Consider the following 19,829-nt stretch of genomic DNA (forward strand, 5'->3'; position numbering starts at 1 on the left):
GTCAACTGTTCGGTTGACGATGACGTTACGCTCGCGACCGGTGTCCGTCAACCCTCTGGTTGAGAAAGGTCTCAGCGCTGCCGGGCGCGCTCGAAGTCGTCGAGCGAGACCCGCCGCTCCACGGCGTGGTCGACGATCCGCTCGGGGTACCCCGCGGGCTGCTCCCGCAGCGTCCACGGCTCGTGGACCGCCCGGCCCTCGACGCCGCGCAGCTCCGGCACCCAGCGGCGCACGTACGTGCCGTCCGGGTCGAACGTCCTGCCCTGCGTCACCGGGTTGAAGATGCGGAAGTACGGCGCGGCGTCGCGCCCGGTGCCGGCGACCCACTGCCAGTTGAGCTGGTTCTGCGAGACGTCGCCGTCCGCCAGGTGCGCCAGGAAGTGCGCCGCGCCGCGCTGCCACCGCACGTGCAGGTCCTTGACGAGGAACGACGCGACGACCATCCGTACGCGGTTGTGCATCCATCCCTCGCCGAGGAGCTGACGCATGCCGGCGTCGACGAGCGGGTAGCCGGTGCGCCCGGCCGTCCAGGCCGCGAGGTACCGGTCCTCGTCCGCGCCGGTCGCCCACGCGTCGTCGGGCACGACCGTGCGCAGCGACCGCCGCGCCGCCCCCGGGTGGTGGAACAGGACGTCCGCGTGGAACTCGCGCCACGCGAGCTCGGACCGGTAGGCGAGCGCGTCGTCGGACGGTGCGAGCCCGTCGTGCAGGGCGCTCCGCACGTCCGCGAGAAGGGTCCGCGGGTGGAGCTCGCCCCACTTGAGCGGCACGGACATGCCCGACGTCGCGGCTCGGTCGGGGCGGTCGCGCTCGGTCGCGTAGCCCGCGAGGTGGTCGGCGAGGAACGCGCGCCACCGGCGGCGCGCGGCCGCCTCGCCCGCGGTGGGGAGACGGGCGTCCGTCCCGGGGTCGTCCGGGACGCCGTCCGACCGCACGTCCGCCCACGGCACGTCACGCGGACGGGGTGCCGGCTCGCGCCACCCGTGCGCGACCCACGCGTCGCGGAAGGGCGTGAAGACCTGGAAGGGTGTCCCGGTGCGGGTTACCACACGCCCGGGCGCGACGGCGTAGGGCGAGCCGGTCCGCACGAGGCGCGCCCCGGCGTCGGGCAGCGACCGTTCGACCGCCGCGTCCCGCGCGACGCCGAACGGCTCGTACGACGCCGCGACGTGCACCTCCTCGGCGCCCACCTCGCGCGCGAGCGTGGGGACGACGCTGCGTGGGTCTCCGTGCCGCACGACGAGCCGCCCGCCCGTCGCACCGTCGAGCGCGGCGAGGCTCCGCGCGAGGTAGGCGCGACGTGGGTCGCCCGCCGCACCCCAGAGGCGAGGGTCGAGCACGTAGAGCGCGACGACGTCGTCGCCGGCCTCCCGGGCCGCTTCCACCGCCGCGACGAGGGCCGGGTTGTCGGCGAGGCGGAGGTCGCGGCGGCACCACCAGATCGTCGGCATCCGGCCACGCTAACGGTCGCCCGTCGCGCACGCCGGTGGGAGCATCGAACGCATGACGACGCAGGGTGGCGGCGGCGAACGCGAGTTCGAGGTCGAGCCGGACCCGGGCGCACCGCCCGGCCCGGGCGGGGTCGCGCGCCCGGCGGGCTCGTCGGCCGGTCCTGCGTCTGACTCGGTGCCTGGCTCAGCGTCTGACTCGGTGCCCGCGGCGGGTGCGATCGAGGGGGACCACGCGTTCTTCGGCCACCCGCGCGGGCTGCTGACGCTCTTCACCACGGAGCTGTGGGAGCGGTTCAGCTACTACGGGATGCGCGCGATCCTGCTGTTCTACCTCACGGACTCCGTGGCGAACGGCGGGCTGGGCATCGGCGAGACGACCGGGCTCGCGCTCGTCTCGATCTACGGCACGAGCGTCTACCTGCTCTCGGTCGTCGGCGGATGGCTCGCCGACCGGGTGATCGGCTCGCGGCGCTCGGTCCTGTACGGCGGGATCATCATCGCCGCGGGTCACGTCAGCCTGACGGTCCCTGGGCTGACGTTCTCGATGCTCGGCATCGCGATGGTCGCGCTCGGGACCGGCCTGCTCAAGCCCAACGTGTCCTCGATGGTCGGCGAGCTCTACGCGCGCGACGACCCGCGACGCGACTCGGGCTTCTCCATCTTCTACATGGGCATCAACTTGGGGTCGTTCGTCGCGCCGTTCCTCGTCGGGGCGGCGCGTGCCTGGGGTGGGTACCACGCCGGGTTCGCCGTCGCGGCGGTCGGCATGGCCGTCGCGCTCGTGTTCTTCGTCGCAGGCCGGCGCTACCTGGGCGAGGCCGGCGCGCACGTGCCCAACCCGGTCCGCCCGGAGGAGCGGGCGAAGATCGCGCGCATCTTCCTGCTCATCGCCGCGGGCGTCGTGCTCGTCGGGCTGATCGCCGCGCTCGTCGCCGGCGGCTTCGACATCTCGACCTTCATCGACACGATGTCCTACCTGGCGTTCCTCGCGCCGATCGCGTACTTCGTCGTCATGTACCGCTCGCCGCGCGTGACCGACGCCGAGCGGCCGCGCGTCATCGCCTACATCCCGCTGTTCGTGGCGGCGATGCTCTTCTGGATGATCTTCGAGCAGGCCGCCACGACGCTCTCCGCGTTCGCGAAGGACCGGACCGACCTCACGTTCTTCGGGGTCGGCATCAGCCCCGAGTTCTTCCAGTCGGTCAACCCGCTGTCGATCATCGTCCTGGCGCCCGTGTTCGCGTGGATCTGGCTCAAGACGGGCGACCGGCCGACGACGGCCAACAAGTTCGCGATCGGCCTCACGCTCGCGTCGGTGTCGTTCCTCTTCCTCGCCGTCGCGTCCGCGGTCGTCGGTGACGGCAAGGCGCCGTCGTGGGTGCTGGTGCTCGTCTACGTGATCCAGACGCTCGGCGAGCTGTGCCTGTCTCCCGTCGGCCTCGCGGCGACGACGCTGCTCGCGCCGAAGGCGTTCCGCTCCCAGGCGATGGCGCTCTGGTTCCTCGCCCCCGCCGCGGACAGGCCATCACGGCGCAGGTCGTGCAGGTCACCGAGGGCGCGTCGGACACCGCGTACTTCGGGGGCATCGGCGCCGTGACGCTCGTGTTCGCGCTCGCGCTGTTCGCGCTCGCCCCGTGGGTCACGCGGCACGTCCGCCACGCCGACGAGCTCGAGGGCGCGCACACGGGCGGCGCCTGACCGGGGGTGCCGCGTGCGCACCGTGCCGGTGGCCGCGCGAGGTCGCGCCGTTGCGACCTCGCGCGGGTCCCGGCCGGGCGGGCCGCGGTCAGCGCAGCCAGGGCGCCCGGCGGACGAGGGGCAGCGCGGCCCAGCGGCGTCCCAGCCCCCAGGTGTCGCCCGCGAGCGTCGTCGCGAGGACGACGAGGAGCAGCACCACGAGGACGTGCTGGTCGACGACGGGGTTGTTCGACCCGGCCGCGAACGGCCACTGCGACAGCCAGAGCATGCCGAAGAGCAGCGCGCCGCTCACCGCGGCCACGCGCAGGCCGATCCCGAGCAGGAGGGCGAGGCCGACGCCGAGCAGCCCGAGCATGAAGAGCCAGTCGGTGACCGGGCCCGCCATCGTGGTGAACGTGCCCGCGAGCGGGCCCTGGACCCCGTGCTCGAGGTACCCCTGGGTCGGGGCCGCGCCCGCGAGCCACGCGCGCTCGCGCGGCGTCGCGTACCCGAGGCCGAGGAGCTTGTCGGCGAACGGCCAGAGGAAGACGACGGCGCCGCCGAGCCGGGCGAGCGCGAGGGCGTGCCGCGCGGAGGAGCGGGTGACGACGTCGTCCTGGGTGACGGGACCGGTCGTCGGGGCGACGCCGACGCTCCCGGCGGGCTCGGAGGCGCTGCCGGGCGGTGAGGTCGTGCGCGTGGTGGACGTGGACATGAGGTGCCCCCTCGGGAACGGGATCTGAAGATCGGGTCGGTGCCGGGACCTGACCTGCTGCACCACGTGGTGCCGCTCTCCGTCGAGGCGTCGCGGAGGTCCAGGCCGTGACGTGCCCGTCCACGGTGGCAGGGGTACCCGCGGTGATTCAACCCTTACGTAACGTTTAGGTGGACATCCCTCGGTGGGTAGGGACTCCACGTACGTAGCCCGACGACCACGAGACGGACGACCGGTTCGTCCGGTCGCCGACGGGCGTAATGTGACCCGGCGGCCGGAGGATCGGCCGCGGCCACCCGTCGAAGGAGCTGAACCGACATGAGCCGCCCCCTGCGCTCCCGGACGTCCACCCACGGCCGCAACATGGCCGGCGCCCGCGCCCTCTGGCGTGCGACCGGCATGGGCTCGGAGGACTTCGGCAAGCCGATCATCGCGATCGCGAACTCGTACACGCAGTTCGTCCCCGGCCACGTCCACCTCAAGGACATGGGCGACCTCGTCGCGTCGGCGATCCGCGAGGCGGGCGGCGTCTCCAAGGAGTTCAACACGATCGCCGTCGACGACGGCATCGCGATGGGCCACGGCGGCATGCTCTACTCGCTGCCGAGCCGCGACCTCATCGCCGACTCGGTCGAGTACATGGTCAACGCGCACTGCGCCGACGCGCTCGTGTGCATCTCGAACTGCGACAAGATCACGCCCGGGATGCTCAACGCCGCGCTGCGGCTCGACATCCCCGTGATCTTCGTGTCCGGCGGTCCCATGGAGGCGGGCAAGGCGGTCGTCGCCGACGGCGTCGCCAAGACCCCCCTCAACCTCGTCAACGCGATCAACTACTCGGCGGACGACGACGTGTCCGACGCCGCGCTCGCGCAGGTCGAGGAGAACGCGTGCCCCACGTGCGGGTCGTGCTCGGGCATGTTCACCGCCAACTCGATGAACTGCCTCACCGAGGCGCTCGGCCTGTCGCTCCCCGGCAACGGCTCGACCCTCGCGACGCACGCCGCGCGCAAGGAGCTGTTCCTCGAGGCCGGCCGCACGATCGTCGACCTCGCCAAGCGTTACTACGAGGACGAGGACGACTCGGTCGCGCCGCGCTCGATCGCGACCAAGGCCGCGTTCTCCAACGCCATGGCGCTCGACGTCGCCATGGGCGGCTCGACCAACACGGTGCTGCACATCCTCGCCGCGGCGCAGGAGGCCGAGGTCGACTTCGACCTCACCGACATCGAGCGGATCAGCCGCCAGGTGCCGTGCCTGTCCAAGGTCGCGCCGAACCACCCGAACTTCCACATGGAGGACGTGCACCGCGCCGGCGGCATCCCCGCCCTCCTCGGCGAGCTGGACCGCGCGGGCCTGCTCGACCACGACGTCACGAGCGTCCACACCCCGACGCTGCGGGAGTGGCTCGACGACTGGGACGTCCGCGGCGGCAAGGCGACCGAGCGGGCGATCGAGCTGTTCCACGCGGCGCCCGGGGGAGTGCGCACCACGCAGGCGTTCTCGACCTCGAACCGCTGGGAGTCGCTCGACACCGACGCGGCGGACGGCTGCATCCGCGACCTCGAGCACGCGTACACCGTCGAGGGCGGCCTCGCCGTGCTGCGCGGCAACCTCGCCGAGGACGGCGCCGTGTTCAAGACCGCCGGGGTCGACCCGGACGTCTTCCACTTCGTCGGCAAGGCGCTCGTCTGCGAGTCGCAGGACGAGGCGGTCGAGAAGATCCTCACCAAGCAGGTCGAGCCGGGGCACGTCGTCGTCGTGCGCTACGAGGGCCCCGCGGGCGGCCCGGGCATGCAGGAGATGCTCTACCCGACCTCGTTCATCAAGGGCCGGGGTCTCGGCAAGGTGACCGCGCTCATCACCGACGGCCGGTTCTCCGGCGGGTCGTCGGGCATCTCCGTCGGCCACGTCTCGCCCGAGGCCGCCGCGGGCGGCGTCATCGGCCTCGTCGAGGACGGCGACGAGATCGAGATCGACGTCGACACGCGCCTCATCCGCCTCAACGTCCCGGACGAGGTGATCGCCGAGCGCCGCGCCAAGATGGAGGCGCGCGAGAACCCGTGGCAGCCTGTCGACCGCGACCGCTACGTCTCGCCCGCGCTCCAGGCGTACGCCGCGATGGCGACCTCCGCCGACCGCGGCGCCGTCCGCGACGTGTCGCTCATCAAGCGCAGCCGCTGATCCGGCAGACGACGGGCCCGCACCTCGCGAGGTGCGGGCCCGTCGTCGTGCCAGGGCGTGCGCCCGTGGAGGGTGTCAGCACTCCTCCTCGGACTGCTCCGTGACGACCCACCGCGTCCCCGCGGGCGCCATCACGGCGCTGCCGCAGTCGCCGCCGGCGTAGACGACGGACAGCACCGTCGCGTCGGCGCGCTCCTCGCGGACCGCGATCTCGACGTCCGGGACGTCGCCGACGGCCGCGTACAGTCCCGCGGTCGTCGTGGTCATCGACGCGCAGTCCGTGATGCCCGGCCACCCCTGCAACGTCATCTCGGCGACCATCCGCTCGACGAGCTCCGGGGCGAGGTAGCCGCACGCGACCTCGACGTCCGGCACTCGGCTCGCGGCGAGCCAGGCACGGAACGACTCCTCGGGCGTCTCGCTGCGCTCCTCCGCGGGCTGCTCCTCGGGTGCGGTCCCGGTCTCGTCCTCGGTCGCGACGTCGTCGGGGGTCGCGGTCGGGGAGCTCGACGGCGACGCCGACACCGGCGACGTCGCGTCACCCGGGTCCGTGCCCGACGGCCCCGGGGAGGTGCACGCGGTGGTCACGACCAGGGCGAGGGCGGAGACGAGGGCAGCGGGGGCGAGGGATCGTGTGCGCACGGGCCCATGATGCCGTGCGGTCCCTGGCCGGGTCGGCGTGTCTCGGGACGTCCGGCGCGCCGTCCGGCGAGGGCGTTCCTAGAGTGGGGGCATGACTGGGCAGACCCCGCGCACCGACGCCGGACCCGACCTCAAGCCTCGTTCCCGCCAGGTCACCGACGGTCTGGAGGCGACGGCGTCGCGCGGGATGCTGCGCGCCGTCGGGATGGGCGACGAGGACTTCGCCAAGCCGCAGATCGGCATCGCGAGCTCGTGGAACGAGATCACGCCGTGCAACCTGTCGCTCGACCGGCTGGCGCAGGGCGCGAAGGAGGGCGTGCACGCGGGCGGCGGGTACCCGCTGCAGTTCGGGACGATCTCCGTGTCCGACGGCATCTCCATGGGCCACGAGGGGATGCACTTCTCGCTCGTGAGCCGCGACATCATCGCGGACTCGGTCGAGACGGTCGTGCAGGCGGAGCGCCTCGACGGGACGGTGCTGCTCGCGGGGTGCGACAAGTCGCTGCCGGGGATGCTCATGGCGGCCGCGCGGCTGGACCTCGCGAGCGTGTTCCTCTACGCCGGGTCGATCATGCCGGGCTGGGTCAAGCTCTCCGACGGCACGGAGAAGGACGTCACGCTCATCGACGCGTTCGAGGCCGTCGGGGCGTGCGCGCGCGGGCTCATGAGCCGCGAGGACGTGGACCGCATCGAGCGGGCGATCTGCCCCGGCGAGGGCGCGTGCGGCGGCATGTACACGGCGAACACGATGGCGTCGGTCGCCGAGGCGATGGGCATGTCGCTGCCCGGCTCGGCGGCGCCGCCGTCGGCGGACCGGCGCCGCGACGCGTTCGCGCACCGCTCGGGCGAGGCCGTCGTCAACCTGCTGCGGCTCGGGATCACCGCACGCGACATCATGACCAAGGAGGCGTTCGAGAACGCGATCGCCGTCGTCATGGCGTTCGGCGGGTCGACCAACGCGGTGCTGCACCTGTTGGCGATCGCGCACGAGGCCGAGGTCGACCTCACGCTCGCCGACTTCGACCGGGTCGCGAGCCGCGTGCCGCACCTCGGCGACCTCAAGCCGTTCGGGCGCTACGTGATGAACGACGTCGACCGCATCGGCGGCGTGCCCGTCGTGATGAAGGCCCTGCTCGACGCGGGGCTGCTGCACGGCGACGCGCTCACGGTCACGGGGCGCACCGTGGCGGAGAACCTCGCCGACATCGACCCGCCGGACCCGGACGGCAAGATCCTGCGGGCCCTCGACAACCCGATCCATCACACCGGCGGCATCACGATCCTGCACGGGTCGCTCGCGCCGGAGGGCGCCGTCGTGAAGTCCGCCGGGTTCGACGAGGACGTGTTCGAGGGCACGGCCCGCGTCTTCGAGCGCGAGCGCGCGGCGCTCGACGCCCTGGAGGACGGCACGATCACCGACGGGGACGTCGTCGTCATCCGGTACGAGGGGCCCAAGGGCGGCCCGGGGATGCGCGAGATGCTCGCCATCACGGGTGCGATCAAGGGCGCGGGGCTCGGCAAGACCGTCCTGCTGCTCACCGACGGCCGCTTCTCCGGCGGGACGACCGGCCTGTGCGTCGGGCACGTCGCGCCGGAGGCGGTCGACGGCGGACCCATCGCGTTCGTGCGCGACGGCGACCCGATCCGGCTCGACGTGGCGAACAAGACGCTCGACCTGCTCGTCGACGCGGACACGCTCGCCGCGCGCCGCGACGGGTGGGCGCCGCTGCCGCCGACGTTCACGCGCGGCGTGCTCGCCAAGTACGCCAAGCTCGTCCAGTCCGCGTCCCGCGGCGCGATCCTCGAGTAGAGGCCGCCGGGCGTCTCCGGTCGATGAGACCGTGTTGCGCCCGGCGGGCGTGACGCACGATCCTCTGTGCGCGGGGCGGTGACGTGCCGGCCCGCATCGCTGCGCAGGGGGCCGGTGGAAGATGTGGGCAGGGCGTGTCGTCAGGAGCTGGGTTGCCGGGTGCATCGTCGTGGGGATCCTCGCCGGATGTTCGGGCGTCTCCGCCCTGAGGGACCATGAGGTCGAGCCCGAGGACGCCCACCTCGGCGACGCGGTCGTCGCGTTCTTCCTGTCACCGCAGTCCGTCACCTTCTCCCACGGGTCGACCGGCTATCTCGTCCTCGTCGACGCGGACGGGCACTACCGCGTTCTGCTGACGGAGCCGATGGACGTCGGGCGGCCGGTGTGGACGGACGACGGGTTGTTCTTCGCCGACTCGGGTCACGACTACCTGCTCAGCGACGACGGGTTGAGTGTCGTCGAGAGCGTGAAGCCCGACTATCAGAACGCGCTGCTCGAGATCGACGGTTCGATGGTCGGCGTCTACAACCACGGTTTCGTGGGGGAGTCCGGCTACCGGGACGTTCTCGTCGCCCACACGGCAGGGCGGTCCACGGCCACTCCGCTCGAGGGGGACTTCGGCGTCGTCGCGGACTGCGCGGGCGTGCTCGTGGGATGGACTGAGATCGCCGGGACGATCCCGGAGGACGCCGGGCTGCCCGAGCTTCCGGAGACGAGCGAGACGGTCCGGTCGGTGCTCTCCCGCCTGTGGCCGGGAGACCAGACGGTGCTGGGGACCCACGAGGAAGAAGGCTCTGCCGGCACCGGCGTCGTGGCGGCTCCCTGCCTCGACGGTGTCGTCCACGTGCTGGGGAGTCGCCGGGTCGGCGCGGCGGACAGCACCGGCGGTTACGGGATGGCGCCCGTTCTCCTGTCCTGGGACACGGAGACCGGTGAACGGATCAGCCGTGACCTCGTGGACCACGACGGCGGCCGCCTCGACCTGTCGACCGACGAGATCTCGAGCGCCCAGTACGGCAGCGCGTCCGTGGCGGACGGTCGGCTGCGCTGGCTGGCGCCGAGCGGAGGTGTGTTCTCGACAGAGCTCGCGACGGGTGTGACGACGGAGCTCTTCGACACGGGTATCTCCCTCTGGGACGGACGGAGCGCGAGCACGCTCTTCACCGACGACGACCTCTACGTCCTGGCGAGTCCTACCGACGCCCGGGGCCCGCTCGAGCTCCAGCGGTTCGCCCTTGCCGACGGAGCGTCGGACCAGGTCGTCTCCGTCGACGGCATCACCTCGGTGCTGTCCGTCCACCTCGTGCTCCGCGGCGTCGCCGTCGCACCCGAGGTTCGGGGGGTCCGATGAACCTGCAGGTGGCGAGCGCCGATACGGGCCGACGCCCTGGCACCCGACGGTCGGCCATGCTCGTCGCTGCGTCGGCGGCACTCGTCGGGGCGGTGGTCGTCGGTGGCCGTGCCGACGCCGCGTGCGTGATCCTCGTGGTGGCAGCAGTGGTGGCCGTCGTCGAGCGTCCGGTGCCGAGGGTGCAGGACGCCGGCGGGCGCGCCGTGTCGGGGGCGCGGAGCGTCGCCGTCCTCACCCTGTGCCTGCTCGCCGCGCTGTGGTCGATGCGCGTGGTCGCCCTGGTGCTCGAGGCAACAGGCCTCGACAGCGCGGCGTCAGTCGGGTTGTGGCCGGTGCCGCTCGCGGTCGCGGTCGCGCTGTACACGCTCGTGAGCAGGTACGCGAGGATCGGGCTCGTCGACGACTGGTTCTCGCGCGGGACGGTCGCGCGGCCCGGGGTCCTCCTCACACTGGCGGTGGTTCCCCTCTCCGGGCTCGCGCTCGTGTTGTGGGCGTGGGCGGCGGGCGAGGACGGGAGCGGCCACGAGGCCCACCTCAGTCTTGTGCGTGACGCCTCACCGGTCGTCCTCGTCGCGGGCGCGCTCGGGTTCGCGGTCGTCAACGCCGCGGCGGAGGAGCTCGCGTACAACGGCGTGCTGCAGCGTGCGCTCGGCCTCGAGGCAACGTCGGTCTGGGCGGTGCTGACCGCGGCGACGGCCTTCGGCGCGTCGCACTGGTTCGGCTTCCCCAGCGGGTGGTGGGGAGTCGCTCTCGCCGGGGTGTACGGCGCGATGCTCAGCGTCCTTCGGCAGGTCAGCGGCGGTCTGCTCCTCCCGTGGATCGCCCATGTGCTCGCCGACCTGACGATCGTCGCGATCCTCGTCGCGATCCTCTAGAAGCCACGGCGCGGGAGCGGGCCGGTTGGCCTGGCGTGCTGCGCCTGGACGCGTCAGCATGGGGTGCGTGACCGGCCGCCGGACCACGTGGCGTCCAGCCGCCGCCACGAGATCACGGCAGGGGTGTCGACCCGAAGGAGCGGACGGATGGCCACGACGGACGACCGCATCACCGCGCGGCAGTTCCACGACAGCGACGGCGTCGAGGACTGGCGGTTCATCCTCGGGACGGTGCAGACGCTGTTCCGCACCGGGTCGTTCACCGCGGGGGTGGAGCTGGTCGACGCGATCGGCGAGCTCGCCGAGGCGGCGAACCACCACCCGGACGTGGACCTGCGCTACGGGACCGTGACGGTCCGGCTGTCCTCGCACGACGTCGGCGGCGTCAGCACGCGCGACGTCGCGCTCGCGCGACAGGTCTCGGCCGCGGCGCGCGAGCTCGACCTGGTCGCGGACCCGACGGCGGTGCAGGACCTCGAGATCGCGATCGACACCCTGGTCGGCTCGGCGGTCCAGCCGTTCTGGCGCGCGGTCCTCGGGTTCGACGAGGGCTCCCCGGAGCTGCCCGCGCCCGACCTCCACGACCCGACGGCCCACGGCCCCGCGTTCTGGTTCCAGCAGATGGACGCGCCGCGCGAGCAGCGCAACCGCATCCACGTGGACGTGACCGTGCCGCACGACGTCGCCGAGGCGCGCGTCACCGCGGCCATCGCCGCGGGCGGGCACCTCGTGTCCGACCGTCGCGCGCCCGCGTTCTGGGTCCTCGCCGACGCCGAGGGCAACGAGGCGTGCGTCTGCACCTGGCAGGCGCGCGACTGACCGTCCACCTGTGCCGCCGCACCGGTGAGACGCCCGCGACCGGCGCCGGGCGCGCCTGCGACCCTGGTCCCATGAGAACCGGTCCCGTGAGCTCCCCGCGTCGTCCGAGGCCCGTCCCAGTCGTCGTGCCGCTCCTCGTCGCCGCAGCCTGCGTCGTCGTGCTCGGCGCGTGCTCGGCCGGTGACGAGCCGGGTCCGCGACCGACGACGTCGGCCGCGACCCCGACCCCGTCGGCCGAGCCCGACGACGCGACGAGCGCGGCCGACGCGCCGACGGAGGCGACCGACGACGTGGACGACCCGCTCGCGGACCGGCCGTCGGAGCCGCCCGCGCAGGCGGTCGACGCCGGCACGGTCGCCGCCGGTGCGCCCGCCGTCGTGAGCGGTACGGGGAGCGCGGCGGTGTCGTTCCTGCGTGACGGCGAGTTCGCCGTCGTGGTGCACCTCGACTGCGGAGAGTGCGCCGACACCCGGGCGTTCATGGCGCCGACGGGCGTCACCCCGTACCCCGGCACCCTCGGCGAGGCGGCCGGCTCCTACCTCATGGACGTGTTCGAGGACTCCGCGCCGCAGCAGTCGATCTGGCTCGAGACGCCGGGGGACTGGTCGGTGCGGCTCGAGAGCTGGAACGACCTGCCGCCCGTGACGGGAGCGCAGTCGGGCACCGGCTCGACCGTCCTGCGGCTGGACGGCACCGCGGCGAGCGCCGAGGTCGCGTGGACGCCGGCCGGGCCGGAGGACTCCTTCCAGGGCCGGTACTTCGGCGTCACGCGCGAGGCGTCGCGCGTGTTCGGCGACACCGAGGCGTTCACCGAGACGTTCGACCTGGTGCTGCCCGGCGTCCTGGCCGTGAAGACCGCGGGCACGTGGAGCGTGACGCCCCAGGGCTGACGCCCGGCGCGCCGCGGCCCGGCCTCGCCGCGTCAGGCGCGCGCGACGACGAGCTCGTCGTAGCCCGGCACGAGCACGCGCCGCTTGGCGCGGCGGGACACCACGCGCAGGGGCGCGCCGTCGTCGAACAGGGCGTGCAGCAGCGCGGCGATCTCGGCGCGCGCCAGCGCGGCGCCGAGGCACAGGTGGCGCCCGGCACCGAACCAGAGCTGGCGCGTCTCGCGCACGTACGGCCGGTCGGCGCGGAAGGGGCCCGCGGCGACGTTCGCGGCCCACGTGAGGATCATGACGCGCTCGCCGGCGCGCAGGGTGCGCCCCGCGACCTCGACGTCCGCGGAGACCCCGCGCCCGATGACCGACGCCGGGCTGGTCACGCGCAGGCCCTCGCGCACGGCGTTCTCCACGGCGTCGGGCTCGCCCGCGGCGCGCTCGACGGGGTGCGCGCGCTCGTCGGCCATGAGCCGCAGCAGGCGGTGCTGCTCGCCCGTGTCGACGAGGAGCGCGGTCGTGCGGGCCATCGCGGACGCCGACGTCTCCGTGCCCGCGACCATGAGCAGGCTCGCGAGCCCCGTGGTCTCCTCCAGCCCCAGGCCGAGCTCGCGGCACCGGCCGAGCAGGCGGTCGGCGGGGGCGTGGCGCCAGCCGTCGGGCACGCCCCGGGTCAGCTCGGCGACGATCGCCTGCGCCGCGGTGACCTGCTCCGGCGAGAGGTACGTCGAGCCCGCGCTGCCGAGCGCGATCGACGCGAGGCGCTCGCCCGTCGCGAAGGCCGCGAGCGCGTCGTCGTCGCCGGGGACGACGGCGGCGGCGCCGTCGGGGGCGGCCGCGCCGCCGAGCGTCGGGATGCCGAGCAGGGAGATCATCATCCGCCCCACGAGCACGCGCGCGAGCCGGCCGACGTCGACCGTGCTGCCCGCCGCGAGGGTCCGTCTCGCGTCGTCGAGGGCGACGGACCACGCGCCGTCGACGAGCGCCCCGGCGCTCGCCTCGGTGAACAGCTCGCGCGAGCGCGTGCGCAGGTCGTGGTGGCCCGGTCCGTCGAAGAGGTCGAGCACCCAGTCGCCGAGGATCTGCGCCCACAGGTGCCCGACCCCGCCCTCGCCGACGATCGTGAAGTGCCGGTGGTCGGTGAGGATGCGGCGCCCGACCGTCGGGTCCGCGGTCACCCAGCCGAGCCCCGGGACCTTGCGCAGGCCACCGCCCGTGCGCGCACCCGCGAGCGCTCCGCCCGCGAGCAGGACGCCGGCCATCGCGGGCCGCGCGGCGGCGAGCACCTGCAGCTCGCGCCGGGTCGTGGGCAGGGCGCGGCGTCGTTCGCGGGTGGTCACCGGCGCGGTCGTAGTCGCAGTCACCGGGTCAGTGTGGCGCACGCGCGGCGGCTCCGGGCGGGCACGCCGCGATCTGGGGATGGGCAGTTCACCCCATCGGATCCTGTGGACGACCGCCGTCGGAGCGGGTCTGCTTGGCTACTGTGTCGCGCGTGCCAGACAACCTTGCCGGGACGGTGTCCCGCCCGCCCCTCGCTCCGCCAACGGCGGTGCTCGCCGCGGTCGGGGTCCACCTGCCCGAGCGCACGGTCGACGTGCGCGAGGCGGAGCGCGCCCTCGCGGCGCGCAACCCGGGCGCGGCGCCGCGCGTGCCGATGGTCTCGCGCCTCACGGGCGTGCGGCAGGTCCACGTGCTCCCGGACGACTGGGACGCGTCCGACCTCGCGGTGGCGGCCGCGGAGAAGCTGCTCGCGACCGAGGGGCTGGCGACCGACGACGTCGACCTGCTGCTCTTCGCGTCGGCGAGCCAGGACATGGTCGAGCCCGCGACGAGCCACATCGTCGCCGCGAAGCTCGGCGTCCGGGCGCCGGTGATGGACGTCAAGAACGCGTGCAACTCGGTGCTCAACGCGATCGAGGTCGCGGAGGCGCTCATCGGGACCGGCCGGTACACGACCGTCCTCATCGCGTCGGGCGAGGCGCCGTCGCGCGCGGTGCGCTGGGACGTCCCGGACCGCGCCACGTACCTGCTCTCCGCGCCGGGCTACACGATGTCCGACGCCGGGGCGGCGGTCCTCGTGCGCCGCGCCACCGCCGTCGAGGCCGAGGCGCGCGACGCGGACGGCGTGCCCGCCCCGCGCGGCATCCTCGCGAGCGCGTTCGGCGCGGAGTCGACGCACTGGGACGTCGGCATGCTCCCGGGCGGCGGCACCGCGCACCCGCGCGACCTCGAGCGGACCTACTTCGAGATCGACGGCTCGCGCCTGCGCGACGCGTTCCTCGCGCTGGGCCCGGGTGTCGTCCTGGACGCGCTGGGCCGTGCGGGCCTCGGGTGGGACGACGTCGCGCTCGTCGCGGTCCACCAGGTCGCCGTCGCGTACCTCGACGACGTGCACGCCGCGCTCGGCCTCCCGACGGGCCGCACGCTCGTCACCGTCGCCGACCACGGCAACGTCGCCTCCGTGACGCTCCCGTTGCAGCTCGCCACGGCGCTGGAGACCGGCCGGGTCGGGCCGGGGGACGTCGTCGTGCTCGTCGGGCTCGCCGGCGGCATCAGCATCGGCGCGACGGTGGTGCGGCTGTGACCGCGCGCCGGTTCACGCGGCACGTCGCGAGCCCGCAGCGGCTCGCGGTCGTCGTGCCCGCGCGCGACGAGGCGCACGGGATCGTCGCGACGCTCGAGGCGCTGCGCGACCAGCAGGACACCGACTTCGACCTCGTCGTCGTCGACAACGGGTCGTCGGACGGGACGGGCGACCTCGTCCGCGCGACCGCCGCGGCGTGGGGCATGACGCGCTGGCGCGTGGTCGACGAGCCGCAGAAGGGCACGGGCGCCGCGGCCGACACGGGGATGCGGGCGGCGATCGAGCAGGGGGCGACGCACCTCGCCCGCACGGACGCCGACTGCCTCCCGCTGCCGGACTGGACCCGGCGCGTGCGGGCGGCGTTCGCGAGCGGGCACGACCTCGTCGCGGGCCGGCTCGTGGCCCGGACGGACGACCGGCCGGTCTCGCGCGTCCAGCAGGGGGTGCTGTCGGCGGCGGTGAGCGTCGCGAGCACGTTCGGGCGCTTCCGGCCCGGCAACCAGGACCCGTCCTACCTCGGCCCGTACGTCATGGCGCCGGGCTGCAACATGGCGATCACGGCCGAGCTCTACGAGGCCGCGGGCGGGTTCCCGCGCACCGCGATCGAGGACGTCCACGAGGACCGGGCGCTCGTCAACGCGGTGCGGCGCCTGACCCGGAGGTACGGCGCGCACCGCGAGGTCGTCGTGCTCGCGTCGGCGCGCCGCGCGCACGCGTGGGGCCTCGTGCGGACGCTCGGCTGGTACGCCGACCACCGCTACCGGCCCGACGTCGTGGACATCCGGTGACCGGGACGACGCTCGCCCCCGCGCCCGCCGGGCTCGCCGCGGCGATGCGCTGGGAGGAGCGCGTCCAGCGCGGGGCGCACCCGCTCGTCTACCCGGCGATCCGGGCGCTGCGCCACCGCGGTCCGGTCGTGCGCGTCCCCGGCATCGGGGTGGTCGTGTCCGACGCCGCGACCGCGCGAGCCGTGCTGCTCGACACCGAGCGCTTCACCAAGGTGGGCCCGGGGTCGCCGTCGGACCTCTGGACGCCCGTGCTCGGCCCGTCCGTGCTGCTCAACATGGAGGGCGCGGACCACGCGCGCCTGCGCCGCGCGCTCTCGGGGCTCTTCACCCCGCGCGCGGTGCGCGAGCTCGTCGCGGTGAGCGTCCCCGACGTCCTCGCGGGCCTCGCCCCGCGCCTGCTCGCGGGCGAGCGCGTCGACCTCGTCGGGGAGACCGCGACCATGGCGGGCACCGTCATCTGCGCCATGACCGGGCTGCCGCCCACCGACGCCGCCGTGCGCGAGGCGATGACGGCCGCGCAGTCCGTGGTCGGGCTCGTGCGGCTGCACCGGCGCAGCCTCACGCCGGCGCAGGTGCGGCACGCGCGAGCCGTCCTCGCGCGGCTCTCCGCCCCGGCGCGCGACGCGTACCGGGACGGCGACCCCGCGACCGTGCCGGGCCGCATGCGCGAGCTCGGGCTCTCGGAGGACGAGGCGATGGGCGCGGTCGGCGCGTTCGTCCTCACCGGGACGGAGACGATCCAGTCGTTTGTGCCGCGCCTCGTCGCGCTCACGGCGGACACGGGCTGGCTCGACCGGCTCCTGGCCGCGCAGCCCGGTCCCGAGGGCGCGGCGCTGCGCGGGCGCGTCGTCGAGGAGGCGCTGCGGGTCACGGCGCCCACGCCCGCGATGCTGCGCGCGGTGCGGACCGACGCGACCGTGGGCGACGTCCGCGTCCGCGCGGGGGACCGGGTCGTGATCGCGACGATCTCCTGCTGCAAGGACGCGGGCCCCTTCGACCCGGACGCACCCGTCGACCCGGCCGTGCGGCACCTGTGGTTCGGCGCCGGCCCGCACTTCTGCCTCGGCATGCCGCTCGCCATGGCCCAGGTCGACGCGGTGCTGGACGCCCTGCGTCCCGTCGCCGCAGTGGGGCGAGGCCTCGAGGTCACCGAGCGTGCCGTCGCTCGCGGGGTGCTCATCCCCGCGTACCGCTCGCTCGTCGTGCGGGCGGCCGGCGGCGGGGTGGGCGCGTCGGGCGGGTCCGCGTGCCCGGGCGCCGGATCGGCCGTGCCGTCGGCAGGGGAGGCGGCGTGACCGCGGCCGACGACGCGGCCCGCCACCTGCTGGGCCCGATCCTCGAGCGGGGCGCCCCCGGGCACGCGTCCGCGGACGCCGTCGCGCTCCGGCGCTGGACGCGGCCCGGTCGTCGGGGCGCGCGCGTGCGCGAGGAGGTCACGTACGCCGACCTCGCGCGCCGCGTGGAGGCGACCGCGACGGCGCTCGCGGCGGACGGGCTCGTGCCCGGCGACCGGGCGCTGTTCTCGGTGCGTCCCCGGCCGGAGGGCGTCGTGCTCGCGTTCGGGGTCGTCCGTGCGGGCGGCACGATCGTGTTCGTCGACCCCGGCTCGACGCCCGAGCTGTTCACGGCGCGCGTGGGCGCGGCCGGGCCGTCGCTCGCGACCACCGAGTCGCTGCTGTACGCGGTGTCCCGGGGGCCGCTGCGCCGTGTGGCCCGCTCGCGCGGCCTGCTGCTGCCGGACTACGCGAGCCTGCCGCTGCGGCACGTGCACGCGGGGCCGTGGCTCCCCGGGGTGCCGCGCGGCTCGCGTGCGGCGCGCCGCCTCGCCGCCAGCCCGGTCGACCGTGCGGCGCTCCCGATGCTCGACCCGGACCGCGAGGCGCTGACCGTCTTCACGTCCGGCACGACGGCGCAGCCCAAGGCCGTCGTGCACACGGCCGGTTCGCTGCTCGCCGGGTGCGACCTGCTGCGCGACGTGTTCGCGCTCGCGCCGGGCGACGTCGTGCACACCGACCAGATGCTGCTCGGCGTTCCGGCGCTCCTCGCGGGCGCGACGTGGTCCGTGCCCGCCGACCCGCCGAGCCGCGACATCGCGACGTTCGGACGCCAGCTCGACGGCGCCGCGGGCACCTACCTCGTGCCCGCGGACGTCACGGCGCTGCTCGACGCCGTCGAGGACGGGACGGTGCCCGCGCGCGGCCCGCGCGTCGCGCTCGTCGGCGGAGCCCCCGTGACGCGCGCCCTGCTGGCGCGCGCGACGCGCGTCCTGCCCGGCACGCGCTGGGTCGCGGTGTACGGGATGACGGAGATCCTGCCCGTCTCGGTGGTCGAGGCCCGGGAGAAGCTCGCGCACGCGGGGGACGGCGACCTCGTCGGCGTGCCGCTGCCCGGCACGGTCGCGCGGCTCGACCCGGTGGAGGACGACGGGCCGGACGACCCGGCGGACGGTCCCGCCGACGGCGGCGCGGACGTCGTCGGCGAGCTCGTGCTGTCCGGCCCGTCGCTCATGGCGGGCTACCTGCACGACCTCGACGCCCCGGTGCGCGGCAGGGGCGCGCGGGTCGCGGAGCACCGCACCGGCGACCTCGCGCGGCTCGACGACGCGGGGAGGATCGTGCTCGTCGGCCGCACGCGCGACATGATCATCCGCGGGACGACCAACATCTACCCGGGCCTGTTCGAGCCGCGCGTCGCGGCGCTCGACGGCGTCGGCGAGGCGCTCCTCGTCGGCGTGCCCCAGGTGGACGGGGACGAGCGCGTCGCGCTCGTGGTCACGTCGGCGGGCACCTCGGCGGGTTCGGTGACCGACGGCGCGCCGACCCGCGGTGCGCGGCCCGACGGCGACGTCGACCTCGACCCGGACCACCCGCTCGTCGCGCGGGTGCGGGCTGCGCTGCCGGGCGCGCTCGACCACGACGCGCTGCCCGACGTCGTGCTGCACGCCGATCGCGTCCCGCTCGCCGGGCGCTCGCGCAAGCCGGACCGGGCGGCGCTCGCGCGCGCCGCCGCGCCGTTCGTGCCCGTCGAGCCGGCCGCCGCCGGCCGCGACGCGCGCGGTGCCGTCGCGTGAGGGTCGTCGTCACCGGGGCGTCGGGGTTCGTCGGGGGAGCGGTCGCGCGCGGCCTCGTCGCCGACGGCCACGACGTCTGGACGTCCTCCCGCCGCGACCCCGGCGTCCCGGGCGCCCGGCACGTCGCGTGGGACCTCACCGCCGGTCCGCTCGCGGACCCGCCCGCGGTGGACGCCGTCGTGCACGCGGGCGCCGCCGTGTCCGACTGGTGCGCGCTCGACGACGCGCGCGCGACCAACGTCGGCGGGACGCTCGCGGTGCGCGACACGTTCCCGGGCGCGCGGTTCGTGCACGTGTCGTCCGGCAGCGTGTACGACCCGTTCCGCCCGAGCATCCGCGCACGCGAGCAGGAGGCGCCCGTCGCCCGGTACCTCGACGCCTACGGGACCACCAAGGCGGAGGCCGAGCGCGCGCTCGCCCGCGACGCCGCGCACCACCCCGACCGGGGCGCCGTCGTCGTGCTGCGCCCGCACGCCGTCTACGGCCCCGGGGACACGACGCTGCTCCCGCGGGTCGAGGCCGCCGTGCGCCGCGGGCGCCTCGTCCTGCCCGGTGGAGGGCGCGTGCTCCAGTCGCTCACGCACGTGGACACGCTGCTCGCCGCGGTGCGCGCCGCCGTCGCGCTGCCCGACGACGCGGCCCGCGCGCCCGGGCGCGGGGAAGGACCGAACCGCGGGCTGCTCGTCGCGAACGTCGCCGACGCCGAGCCGGTCGTGCTGCGCGACGCGCTCATCGAGGCGCTGCGCCGCCGCGGCACCGACGTCCGGGTCGTCGCCGTCCCGGTCCCCCCAGCATGGGCGCTGGCGGGCGCGGTCGAGACGGTCGCACGGCGGCTGCGGCGTCCCGAGCCGCCGCGCCTCACGCGGTACGCCCTGAGCCACCTCGCGATGGAACGCACCTACGACCTCACGGTCCTGCGCGACGTGCTCGGGGTCGAGCCGGCTCCCACGAGATTCGTCGGGGCCGAGTGGTGGTAGCGGCGAAA

At 74.9% G+C, this 19,829-nt stretch carries 16 protein-coding genes; 12 read left to right on the plus strand and 4 right to left on the minus strand.

Annotated elements, in window-relative coordinates; translation table 11 throughout:
• Window positions 1-71: 71 nt before the first annotated feature.
• Window positions 72-1,451 (minus strand): cryptochrome/photolyase family protein, encoded by a 1,380-nt coding sequence (locus ACZ402_RS05135; protein WP_375824668.1) that lies wholly within the window; start codon window positions 1,449-1,451, stop codon window positions 72-74.
• Window positions 1,452-1,503: 52 nt separating this feature from the next.
• Here ACZ402_RS05135 and ACZ402_RS05140 point away from each other — a divergent pair, with 52 nt between their 5' ends.
• Window positions 1,504-3,048, plus strand: a complete 1,545-nt coding sequence (locus ACZ402_RS05140) for a peptide MFS transporter (protein ID WP_465272261.1) — start codon at window positions 1,504-1,506, stop codon at window positions 3,046-3,048.
• Window positions 3,049-3,237: 189 nt separating this feature from the next.
• On the opposite strand, the gene ACZ402_RS05145 is transcribed toward ACZ402_RS05140, so the two are convergent.
• Window positions 3,238-3,843, minus strand: coding sequence for a DoxX family protein (locus ACZ402_RS05145; protein ID WP_375824666.1), 606 nt, complete (start codon window positions 3,841-3,843; stop codon window positions 3,238-3,240).
• A 318-nt stretch (window positions 3,844-4,161) separates the two neighbouring features.
• Between ACZ402_RS05145 and ilvD (ACZ402_RS05150) the strand changes: the two genes are divergently transcribed.
• Window positions 4,162-6,027 (plus strand): dihydroxy-acid dehydratase, encoded by a 1,866-nt coding sequence (gene ilvD, locus ACZ402_RS05150; protein WP_375824665.1) that lies wholly within the window; start codon window positions 4,162-4,164, stop codon window positions 6,025-6,027.
• Between the two features lie 75 nt (window positions 6,028-6,102).
• Here the strand turns inward: ilvD (ACZ402_RS05150) and ACZ402_RS05155 are convergent, their stop codons facing one another.
• Window positions 6,103-6,669: a hypothetical protein gene (locus ACZ402_RS05155; protein ID WP_375824664.1), complete on the minus strand. Its 567-nt coding sequence runs from the start codon at window positions 6,667-6,669 to the stop codon at window positions 6,103-6,105.
• A 91-nt stretch (window positions 6,670-6,760) separates the two neighbouring features.
• On the opposite strand from ACZ402_RS05155, the gene ilvD (ACZ402_RS05160) reads away from it, so the two are divergent.
• The 5 genes from ilvD (ACZ402_RS05160) (at window position 6,761) to ACZ402_RS05180 (ending at window position 12,414) form a co-directional block, all read left to right on the plus strand.
• On the plus strand, window positions 6,761-8,479 hold the full coding sequence (gene ilvD, locus ACZ402_RS05160) for a dihydroxy-acid dehydratase (RefSeq protein WP_047232520.1): 1,719 nt from the start codon (window positions 6,761-6,763) through the stop codon (window positions 8,477-8,479).
• A gap of 169 nt (window positions 8,480-8,648) precedes the next feature.
• Window positions 8,649-9,830, plus strand: a complete 1,182-nt coding sequence (locus ACZ402_RS05165) for a hypothetical protein (RefSeq protein ID WP_375824662.1) — start codon at window positions 8,649-8,651, stop codon at window positions 9,828-9,830.
• 56 nt (window positions 9,831-9,886) lie between these two features.
• Entirely contained in the window at window positions 9,887-10,705 is an 819-nt protein-coding gene (locus tag ACZ402_RS05170; RefSeq protein ID WP_375824661.1) for a CPBP family intramembrane glutamic endopeptidase, read from the plus strand.
• Between the two features lie 147 nt (window positions 10,706-10,852).
• Entirely contained in the window at window positions 10,853-11,524 is a 672-nt protein-coding gene (locus tag ACZ402_RS05175) for a VOC family protein (RefSeq protein WP_375807059.1), read from the plus strand.
• Between the two features lie 71 nt (window positions 11,525-11,595).
• Entirely contained in the window at window positions 11,596-12,414 is an 819-nt protein-coding gene (locus ACZ402_RS05180) for a hypothetical protein (RefSeq protein WP_375824659.1), read from the plus strand.
• Between the two features lie 32 nt (window positions 12,415-12,446).
• On the opposite strand, the gene ACZ402_RS05185 is transcribed toward ACZ402_RS05180, so the two are convergent.
• Entirely contained in the window at window positions 12,447-13,742 is a 1,296-nt protein-coding gene (locus ACZ402_RS05185; protein WP_375824658.1) for a cytochrome P450, read from the minus strand.
• A gap of 152 nt (window positions 13,743-13,894) precedes the next feature.
• Here ACZ402_RS05185 and ACZ402_RS05190 point away from each other — a divergent pair, with 152 nt between their 5' ends.
• Genes ACZ402_RS05190 through ACZ402_RS05210 form a run of 5 tightly spaced genes read left to right on the plus strand, consistent with a single transcriptional unit; the run spans window position 13,895 to window position 19,821 of the window.
• Window positions 13,895-14,986 carry a 3-oxoacyl-ACP synthase III family protein gene (locus ACZ402_RS05190; RefSeq protein ID WP_375824656.1) on the plus strand — a complete coding sequence of 364 codons (1,092 nt, stop codon included), beginning with the start codon at window positions 13,895-13,897 and terminating at the stop codon, window positions 14,984-14,986.
• The gene (locus tag ACZ402_RS05195; RefSeq protein ID WP_375824655.1) at window positions 14,983-15,774 is read left to right on the plus strand and encodes a glycosyltransferase family 2 protein; all 792 of its coding nucleotides are present in this window, start codon (window positions 14,983-14,985) and stop codon (window positions 15,772-15,774) included. The genes ACZ402_RS05190 and ACZ402_RS05195 overlap by 4 nt, the downstream gene beginning before the upstream one ends.
• A complete protein-coding gene (locus tag ACZ402_RS05200; RefSeq protein WP_375824654.1) occupies window positions 15,771-17,069 on the plus strand; it encodes a cytochrome P450 in 1,299 nt (432 codons plus the stop codon). Before ACZ402_RS05195 ends, ACZ402_RS05200 begins: the two co-directional genes overlap by 4 nt.
• On the plus strand, window positions 17,066-18,844 hold the full coding sequence (locus ACZ402_RS05205) for a class I adenylate-forming enzyme family protein (RefSeq protein WP_375824653.1): 1,779 nt from the start codon (window positions 17,066-17,068) through the stop codon (window positions 18,842-18,844). The genes ACZ402_RS05200 and ACZ402_RS05205 overlap by 4 nt, the downstream gene beginning before the upstream one ends.
• Window positions 18,841-19,821 carry an NAD-dependent epimerase/dehydratase family protein gene (locus ACZ402_RS05210; protein ID WP_375824652.1) on the plus strand — a complete coding sequence of 327 codons (981 nt, stop codon included), beginning with the start codon at window positions 18,841-18,843 and terminating at the stop codon, window positions 19,819-19,821. The genes ACZ402_RS05205 and ACZ402_RS05210 overlap by 4 nt, the downstream gene beginning before the upstream one ends.
• Window positions 19,822-19,829: the final 8 nt, after the last annotated feature.

Source organism: Cellulosimicrobium sp. NPDC030954 (assembly GCF_055571305.1).

What these genes read in the sequence shown, in the direction of transcription:
- ACZ402_RS05135 (WP_375824668.1), bottom strand. Translation starts at nt 1,451, where the DNA reads ATGCCGACGATCTGGTGGTGCCGCCGCGACCTCCGCCTCGCCGACAAC.
- ACZ402_RS05140 (WP_465272261.1), top strand. Translation starts at nt 1,504, where the DNA reads ATGACGACGCAGGGTGGCGGCGGCGAACGCGAGTTCGAGGTCGAGCCG.
- ACZ402_RS05145 (WP_375824666.1), bottom strand. Translation starts at nt 3,843, where the DNA reads ATGTCCACGTCCACCACGCGCACGACCTCACCGCCCGGCAGCGCCTCC.
- ilvD (WP_375824665.1), top strand. Translation starts at nt 4,162, where the DNA reads ATGAGCCGCCCCCTGCGCTCCCGGACGTCCACCCACGGCCGCAACATG.
- ilvD (WP_047232520.1), top strand. Translation starts at nt 6,761, where the DNA reads ATGACTGGGCAGACCCCGCGCACCGACGCCGGACCCGACCTCAAGCCT.
- ACZ402_RS05170 (WP_375824661.1), top strand. Translation starts at nt 9,887, where the DNA reads ATGCTCGTCGCTGCGTCGGCGGCACTCGTCGGGGCGGTGGTCGTCGGT.
- ACZ402_RS05175 (WP_375807059.1), top strand. Translation starts at nt 10,853, where the DNA reads ATGGCCACGACGGACGACCGCATCACCGCGCGGCAGTTCCACGACAGC.
- ACZ402_RS05180 (WP_375824659.1), top strand. Translation starts at nt 11,596, where the DNA reads ATGAGAACCGGTCCCGTGAGCTCCCCGCGTCGTCCGAGGCCCGTCCCA.